Here is a 7,722-nt window from a genome sequence, read left to right on the forward strand (position 1 = left end):
GGGCGACGGCTCGGCGACGCCCAGCGCACGGCGCCGTCGCGCCGGCGTCGCGGCCGGGAGCTGCGACGGCGGGAGCGCGCAGTCGCGGACCCCGGTCGCGTCGGCCAGGGCGCGCGCCGCCTCGGTCAGCATCGACAGCCGGCGGAACGGGCCGTAGAGCACCGCCGCCTCGGCGTCGTCGGTGCGCTGCACGACGCGCAGCGCCGGCACCGGGCCGTGCGTGACCATGAGCCACCCGCGCGGCGCCTCGTCGACGTTCATCATGACGTTGAAGCGCGGCCGGTGCCGCTTGATCAGCCGCAGCTCGCGCAGCAGCGCTGCGAACTCGTCGGGGGCGACCTCCCACTCCAGCGCGTGCGCGTGGCGGAGGATGCGCGCCTGCTTGTCGCGGCGCCCCCCCGTCCGCGCCGACCGGAAGTAGCTGAGCAGCCGCGTCCGCAGCCGCTTCGCCTTCCCGACGTACAGCACCAGCCCCGTCGCGCCGAGCATGCGGTACACCCCGGGCACGTCGCGGCACTCCGCCTTCACCTGCGCCAGCAGCGCCTTCCGCCGCGCCACCGGGGCGGGGGCGTAGGCGACGTGGCGGAGGTCGTCGGGCTGGACGGGGGCGCGGAGCTGGGTGCGGCGGGGCATGGGCCTTCAGTCTACCCGCGCGACGGCCGGCGGTGCCTCCTGCGACCTGCGACCTGCGACCTCAGGGCCGCTCCTGGGTCGCAGGTCGCAGGTCGCAGGTAGTCAGCGTCCGATCCAGTACGTCGCCTTCAGCTGGAAGATGTTCGTCGCCCGGTCCCGGAACAGCGCCGCCCGGTCGCGGCCGAGGCGGAAATCGCCGTGGGCGTCGCTCCCCTCGCGCTGCTGCGTCCAGACGAAGAACAGCGTCGACCCCGGGCGGTACTCCCACCGCACCACCGCCGTCCCGCGCAGCGACCGCAGGTTGAAGTTCGGGTTGTCGAGGGTGAACGCCTGCGCCGGCCCCGCGCCGTCCGGGTCGATCCGGTACGCGCTCGGCGTCGTCGCCTCGTCGCCCCGCACCGGGGTCACCGTCCCGGCGTCGCGCCCGAAGCGGCGCATCGCGATCCCGCGCGGCGCGACGTACTCGTTGAAGCCGCGGTAGTCGCCGCTCGCCAGGAACGGCTGCGCGAACAGCTCCAGCGTCAGGTCGGGGGTGAACGTCGCGTTGAACCGGGTGTCGAGCGACAGCGTGCGCTGGTCGATGGCGCCGAACACGTAGCGCGTCCCGCCGAACGCCGTCGCCGTCGGGTCGGCCACCGCGGCCACGTACTGCTGCTGCTCCAGCGTGCGGTTCCACGAGGGCCCCATGCGCAGCAGCAGGCGCGGCGACGGGCGGTACGCGAGGCTGGCGTTGGTCGACAGGAACGACCCCTCCGTCCCCACCAGCGGCGCCGCCTCGCCGCCGACCTCGAACGTCACCGCCTTGCGCGAGTCGGTGCTGACGTTGAGGGAGAAGTCCGTGTAGCCGGCGCGCTTCACGACCGGGCCGCCGCGCGTCATGCGGTCGTCGAGCGACGCCGGGCGGTGGATGACGAAGCCCGACACCTGCATCCAGTTGCGGAAGGTCACCTGCCCGTAGACCTGCCCCTGCCGGTCGGTGCGGTCGCCGTCGAAGTTGTACTGCTGCTGCCCGCCGAGGCTCGTCCAGACGCTGCGGTACCAGGGGCCGGGGACCGTCCACTGCCGCACCACGTTGGCGTTCATCCACCGGTAGTCGGCGCGGTCGAGGAAGGCCATGTCGTTGACCTCGAAGCCGGGGCTGCGCCAGTTCTGCGCGGTCTCCCACAGCCAGCCGCCGGTCTCCTTGGCCACGCGCGCGTAGAGCCCGTAGCCGCCGAGGCTGCGGCGCGTCGGGTCGTACGCGGCGCCGAACAGCCCGTCCGAGGTCACCGCGCGGTCGGGGCGCTGGAAGAAGTGCGCGCTCGTCTCCTGGGTGCGGCGGATGGCCGACGTGTCGCCGCCGACGCGCGAGCCGGCCACCTGCGCCACGAACGAGTAGCGCCGCTGCTGCCAGTAGTGCTGCACGTCGAGGCCGAGCACCTGCGCGTCCGAGCGCAGCCGCTCGCGCTCGGCGCCGGTCGTGAGGCGGCGGTTGGTGAGGGTGGTGATCCCCCCGACACGCGTGTCGCCGCCGCGGAAGTCCTTGCGCAGCCGCCCCATGAAGTAGTTGGTCAGCGGCTCGATCTCCTGCGACGGGTACGGGCCGCCGGGCGCGGCGCCGGCGGGGACGTAGCGCGCCGTCGCCGCCTGGGTGAGCGCGTCGAGGATCCCGACCTGCCACCCGTTGCTCGTCCGCCCGGTGAGCTTGGCGGCGCCGAGGATCGTCGAGGCGTCGGGGGCGTCGACGTGGTCGGCGCCGCCGCGCACCATCCCCGCCAGCTGCGGCGGCCGCCCGATGCGGCGCGAGTAGAACACGCCGAGGTTCGAGACGTTGCTGCAGAAGTAGCAGTTGAAGTTGCCGAAGCTGAACGCGTTGGCGTTGGCGACGAAGAACGGGCGCCGCTCCTGGAAGAACTGCTCGAACGCGCTCAGGTTCACGCGCGCCGGGTCGACCTCGACCTGCCCGAAGTCGGGGTTGATCGTCGCGTCGAGCGTGAGGTTCGACGTCAGGTTGACCTTCACGTCGGCGCCGACGCGCGCCTTCAGCTCGCCGCGGCTGTGGAACGGGTCGCCGGGGGCGACCGGGGCGTACCGGTTGCTCGACACCGCGTACGGCAGCAGCTCGACCTGGCGCGGCGCCTGGGTGAGCGAGAACCCCTCGAGCGTGCCGAAGTACGCCGGGCCGCCGGCCTCGTCGGGGCGCCAGTACGCCCACATGTCCTGCTCGTTGCGGCGCGTGATCGTGCGCCACGCCTGCATCCCCCACACCTGCGCCGAGTCGCGCGCGAAGCGGAGCTGCGACAGCGGGATCCGGAACTCGGCCGTCCAGCCGAGCGAGTCGACGTGCGCCGCCCCCTCCCACACCGGGTCGAACGAGGCGTCGCCGTTGAAGTGGTCGCCGCGCACGCCGAGCGGGTTGAGCTCGAACCAGATGCGCGTGTTGCGGTCGCGGAACGGGTCGAAGACGAGCGCGATCTTGTCGGAGGCGTTGCCGTCGAGGAGCTGGTCGCGGCGCGCGAGGATGGCGCGCACGCCGGCCGCCCCCGCGTCGTCGAACATGCGCGCGCCGACGTAGAGCGTCGTCGCGTCGAACAGGACCCGCAGCTCGGTGCGCTGCGACGGCGGCGCGCCCTGGTCGGGCTGCTGCTGGCGGAAGCCGCCGATGGCCGGCGCGGCCGCCCACGCCGCCTCGTCGAGGCGGCCGTCCACGGCGATCGGGCCCTGCCGCACCGCGGGGCGGCCGGTGGGGCGCGGGTCGTTCTGCGACCCCGGCCCGGCGACCGTCTGGGCGGTCAGCGCGGCGGGGAGGAGGGCGAGGAGGAGGGCGAGGAGGAGGGGAAGGCTTCCGCGGAGGCTCGACATGCCCGGTCCGACGGACCGGATCCCCGAAGGGTTTCGCCGAGTCGTGTCAGCACCGTGTTAGAGCGGCGGGCGGCGCGGTCAGACCGGGAGGCCGAGCGTCCGCCCCGCGTACGCGACCCCGGCGACCGTCCGCGAGCCGTGCCACGACAGCAGCTCGCCGTCCACCAGCCGGAAGCGGTCGCGCGGCAGCCCCGTCTCGGCCGCCAGCTCGTCGGCGTGGCGCTCCTCGAACGGGAAGGGCTCCGACGACAGCAGCACCAGGTCGGGCGACGCCGCGGCCAGCTGCGCGGCGGTGACCTCGGGGTAGCGCGTCGGGAGGTCGGCGAGGACGTTCACCCCGCCCGCCTGCGCCAGCAGCGCGTGCACGAAGGTGTCGCCGTTCACCGCCATCCACGGGCGGCGCCAGATCAGGTACGCCCACCGCGGCGCCGGCGCCGCCGACGCCGCGCGCACCGCCGCGACCTCGCGCACGCGGGCGCTCTCCGCCTCGATGTCGGCCGCGATGCGCGCGCCCGCCGCGGGCGCGTCGAGCGCCGCGGCGATGTCGCGCACCATCGCCGCCGTCCCGTCGGCGTCGCGCGGGAAGCTCACGTGCAGCGGCACCCCGGCCGCCGCCAGCGCCTCGGCGTCCTCGCGGCGGTTCTCCTCCTCGTTCAGCAGGACGAGGTCGGGGCGCAGCGCGACGATCCGCTCGATCTTCGGGTTCTTGGTGCCGCCCACCTTCTCGACCGCCGCGACGCGGTCGGCGGGGTGGCGGCAGAACTTCGTGCGCCCCACGAGCGCGTCGCCGCGGCCGAGGTCGTAGACGAGCTCCGTGAGCGAGGGGCAGAGGCTGACGATGCGCATGCGCGAAGCATAGCGCGCCGACGGACCCCGACGGAGATTCGGGCCACTCCCACCGCCGAGGCTCCCGGTGCGTCGTGTCGCCCTCGCCCTGCTCCTCGCCTGCGCCGCCCCCGCGGCCGCGCAGGAGCTCGCCCCCGCCGTGCGCTGCGGGGTGGCCGCCCCGACCCCGACGCGCGGCTACGAGCCGATCCCGTCGGGCGACGTGTTCTGCCCGTTGCTGGCCGACCCCAAGGGGCAGCGCTCCTTCGTGAGCTACCTGCGCGGGAACGACGACGAGGTGGCGCGCGACGTCGCGTCGGTGGGGATCGCCGACCAGTTCGGCCTCTTCCGCGTCAACGGCGCGCGGCCGGGCGACGGGGTGCAGCTGAGCCTCGCCGGGAGCGTGTTCGCGCAGTTCGACCTCGGGCGGTCGTCGTACGACCTGGTCAACGCCGACTACGTCATCGGGCTCCCGCTGACGGTGCGCCGCGGCGGCTTCTCGGCGCGGGCGCGCGTGTACCACCAGAGCTCCCACCTCGGCGACGAGTTCCTGCTGCGCGGCGACCCGGAGGACCGCGTCGAGCGCGAGAACCTGTCGTTCGAGTCGGCGGAGCTGCTGCTGTCGCAGGACGCCGGGCCGGTGCGCGTGTACGGCGGCGGGGAGTACTACTTCAACCGCGAGCCGGCGTCGCTCGGGCGCAGCATCGCGCACGGGGGGCTCGAGCTGCGGCCGTCGGCGGCGGCGCGCTTCGGGTCGGCGGCGCGGGCGCGGTTCGTGGCCGGCGTCGACCTCAAGTCGGTGGCCGAGCAGGACTGGCGCACCGCGGTGAGCGCGCGGGCCGGGATCGAGGTCGGGCGCCCGCGCGACGACGGGGGGCGGGCGCGCCGCTGGAGCCTGCTCGGCGAGTTCTACGACGGCCCGTCGCCGTACGGGCAGTTCCACGCGCGCGACGTGCGGCTCGCGGGGCTCGGCTTCCACTTCGTGCTGTAGGAGCCGGCCCCGCGCCCGCGGGGCTCAGTCGTCGCGCCCCTGCTCGACCTCGACGTCGTCCATGTCGCCGCCCGAGGCCGCGGCCGACCGGGCGCCGCCGCGCTTGGCGGCCCCCTTCGACGCGGTCTTGGCGGCGGACTTGGAGGCGGACCTGGACGCCGTCTTCCCCGCCGACTTGCCGGCCGACTTGCGGGCGCCGCCGTTCCCGTTCTCCTGCCCGGCGAGCATCCCCTGCACCTGCTGGAGCGACGCGGCCGCCGAGGTCTCGATGAACTTCGCCATCGCGACCTCCTGCTCGAGGTTCTGCTTGAGCAGGTCGACGACCTCGCGGGCGCGCAGCGCGCGGGCGAGCGCGATCGCGGAGCGGTAGCCGGCGATCTCGTAGTGCTCGACGCGCAGCCCGGCGCCGAGGTCGAACGCCTCGAGGATCGGCTTCGACGGCTCCTCCTCGCTCTTGAACTCCTCGTGCTCCTGCATGATGCCGAGGATGCCGGGGCACTTCTGCGCCCGCGCCTTGAGGCCGAGCGACTCGAAGGCGCGCTCGAGGTTCTCGATCTGCTGCTCGGTCTCCCCGTAGTGCGCCTCGAGGCGCTGCTTCATGTCGGGGTTCGAGACCTCGCGGGTCATCTTCTTGAGGCCCTTGAGGATCGTCTTCTCGGCGTACAGCAGGTCGCCCAGCTCGTGCTTCAGCAGGTCCTGCAGGTCTTCGACGGCCATGGTGTCGTGCTCCGGTGTGAGTCTGCGCGCGGGGCGGGCAGGATGCGTGCCGACCACCTGCGACCTGCGAGCTGCGACCGGGTGCGCTCGCAGGCCGCAGGTCGCAGGTCGCAGGACCGCCGCTTGACGATCCCCGCCCCGCGAGGATAGGATCCGTAACCACCCGGTTACCCATCTCATGCCCCCCCTCGACCCCTTCGTCGCCGTCGCCGACCCGACGCGGCGCGCCATCCTCGACCGGCTGCGGCGGGGGGAGGCGCCGGTGGCGGCGATCGCGGCGGACTTCGCGATGAGCCGCCCCGCGGTGTCGAAGCACCTGCGCGTGCTGCGCGAGGCGCGGCTGGTGCGCGACCGGCCGGGGGGCGCCGACGGGCGGCAGCGCGTGTACGCGCTCACCGCCGAGCCGCTGCGCGAGGTGCTGGAGTGGACGGCCGCGTACCAGACCTTCTGGCGCGCGACGCTGGGGACCCTGAAGCGGCACGTCGAGGCGCGCCGCGCGGAGGACGCATGAGCGAACGCGTGAGCGACGAGACCGTGGAAGGCGCGATCGACGGCACCGTCGTCGAGACCGTGGAGATCGCGGCGCCGCCGGAGCGCGTGTTCGACGCCCTCACCGACCCGGCGGAGGTCGCCGGGTGGTGGCGCGGGGGCGCGCGCGAGCTGACCGTCGTCGACCCGCCGCGGCGGCTCGAGCACCGCTGGCGCGGCGACGACCGGGTGCGCTACGACCTGGAGCCGGCCACCGTCGACGGCGCGCCCGGCACGCGCGTGACCGTCACCCACGAGCGCGGCGGGACCGCGCCCGCCTTCACCATGCGCGCCGCCCGCCCCGCGTGGGCCCGCCGCCGCGCCGCCTGCCGCCGCTGAGCCGAGTCATGCCGACCATCTACGCCCCGTCGATCATCGAGCGCTCGTCCCGCGGCGAGCGGAGCTACGACATCTTCTCGCGGCTCCTGATGGACCGCATCGTCTTCCTCGGCACGCCGGTGGACGACGACGTCGCGAACGTGATCATCGCGCAGCTGCTCTTCCTCGAGGCGGACAACCCGGGGAAGGACATCTCGCTCTACATCAACTGCCCCGGCGGGAGCGTGAGCGCGGGGCTGGCGATGTTCGACACGATGCAGCACCTCTCCTCCCCCGTCAGCACGATCTGCATGGGGATGGCGGCGTCGATGGGGTGCTTCCTGCTGGCCGCCGGCGCGCCCGGCAAGCGGTTCGCGCTCCCGCACGCGCGCATCATGATGCACCAGCCGTCGGGCGGGTCGCGGGGCACGGCGGCCGACATCGAGATCGCCGCGCGCGAGGTGCTGCACCTGCGGCGCGTGGTGCACGAGGCGCTGTCGCGGGCCACGGGGAAGCCGGCCGACCAGATCGCGCGCGACTTCGACCGCGACCGGTGGATGGCCGCCGAGGAGGCGCGCGACTACGGGATGATCGACCACGTGGTGCAGACGCGCGCCGAGGCGGCGGCGGTGGCCGCCGCCGCGGGGACGGCCGCCGCGACGACGGGGGCCGGGGCGGGGGGCTGACCCCCGCTCCCTTGCGGAGCGCGGCACCGGGCGCGATGCTCGCCCCGGGACCCGCTCCGCGAGGGAGGCATGCTCGGACCACGGGGACGCGCAGGGAACGCGTCGCACGACTTCGGGGCGCCGACGCCGGTGCCCGCGCTGCTGGCCGCGTGGCGCTCGGGCGACGCCGGCGCCGCCGACGGG

The 7,722-nt window shown here is 74.6% G+C and carries 8 protein-coding genes; 4 read left to right on the plus strand and 4 right to left on the minus strand.

All coding sequences use genetic code 11. From position 1 onward, the window contains the following. From PYV61_RS17105 to PYV61_RS17115, 3 genes are all read right to left on the minus strand, one after another. Positions 1–633, minus strand: a 633-nt coding sequence (locus PYV61_RS17105; RefSeq protein ID WP_275833813.1) for a GIY-YIG nuclease family protein, incomplete at its 3' end; no start/stop codon positions are given. A 102-nt stretch (positions 634–735) separates the two neighbouring features. Further along, positions 736–3,474, minus strand: coding sequence for a DUF5916 domain-containing protein (locus PYV61_RS17110; RefSeq protein WP_275833815.1), 2,739 nt, complete (start codon positions 3,472–3,474; stop codon positions 736–738). A gap of 78 nt (positions 3,475–3,552) precedes the next feature. Beyond that, the gene (locus tag PYV61_RS17115) at positions 3,553–4,320 is read right to left on the minus strand and encodes a helical backbone metal receptor (RefSeq protein WP_275833816.1); all 768 of its coding nucleotides are present in this window, start codon (positions 4,318–4,320) and stop codon (positions 3,553–3,555) included. 67 nt (positions 4,321–4,387) lie between these two features. Between PYV61_RS17115 and PYV61_RS17120 the strand changes: the two genes are divergently transcribed. Then, positions 4,388–5,290, plus strand: a complete 903-nt coding sequence (locus PYV61_RS17120) for a DUF1207 domain-containing protein (RefSeq protein ID WP_275833819.1) — start codon at positions 4,388–4,390, stop codon at positions 5,288–5,290. 24 nt (positions 5,291–5,314) lie between these two features. Here PYV61_RS17120 and PYV61_RS17125 read toward each other — a convergent pair whose 3' ends face one another. Beyond that, complete coding sequence (locus PYV61_RS17125) at positions 5,315–6,007, minus strand: ferritin-like domain-containing protein (protein ID WP_275833821.1); 693 nt, start codon at positions 6,005–6,007, stop codon at positions 5,315–5,317. Positions 6,008–6,185: 178 nt separating this feature from the next. Here PYV61_RS17125 and PYV61_RS17130 point away from each other — a divergent pair, with 178 nt between their 5' ends. From PYV61_RS17130 to PYV61_RS17140, 3 genes are read left to right on the plus strand one after another with little or no spacing between them, the layout of a single operon-like run. Continuing rightward, positions 6,186–6,518, plus strand: a complete 333-nt coding sequence (locus PYV61_RS17130) for a metalloregulator ArsR/SmtB family transcription factor (RefSeq protein ID WP_275833823.1) — start codon at positions 6,186–6,188, stop codon at positions 6,516–6,518. Further along, positions 6,515–6,874: an SRPBCC domain-containing protein gene (locus PYV61_RS17135; protein WP_275833825.1), complete on the plus strand. Its 360-nt coding sequence runs from the start codon at positions 6,515–6,517 to the stop codon at positions 6,872–6,874. Before PYV61_RS17130 ends, PYV61_RS17135 begins: the two co-directional genes overlap by 4 nt. A gap of 8 nt (positions 6,875–6,882) precedes the next feature. Beyond that, positions 6,883–7,539: an ATP-dependent Clp protease proteolytic subunit gene (locus PYV61_RS17140; RefSeq protein WP_275833827.1), complete on the plus strand. Its 657-nt coding sequence runs from the start codon at positions 6,883–6,885 to the stop codon at positions 7,537–7,539. Positions 7,540–7,722: the final 183 nt, after the last annotated feature.

This window comes from Roseisolibacter sp. H3M3-2, from assembly GCF_029211165.1.
Classification (GTDB): domain Bacteria; phylum Gemmatimonadota; class Gemmatimonadetes; order Gemmatimonadales; family Gemmatimonadaceae; genus Roseisolibacter.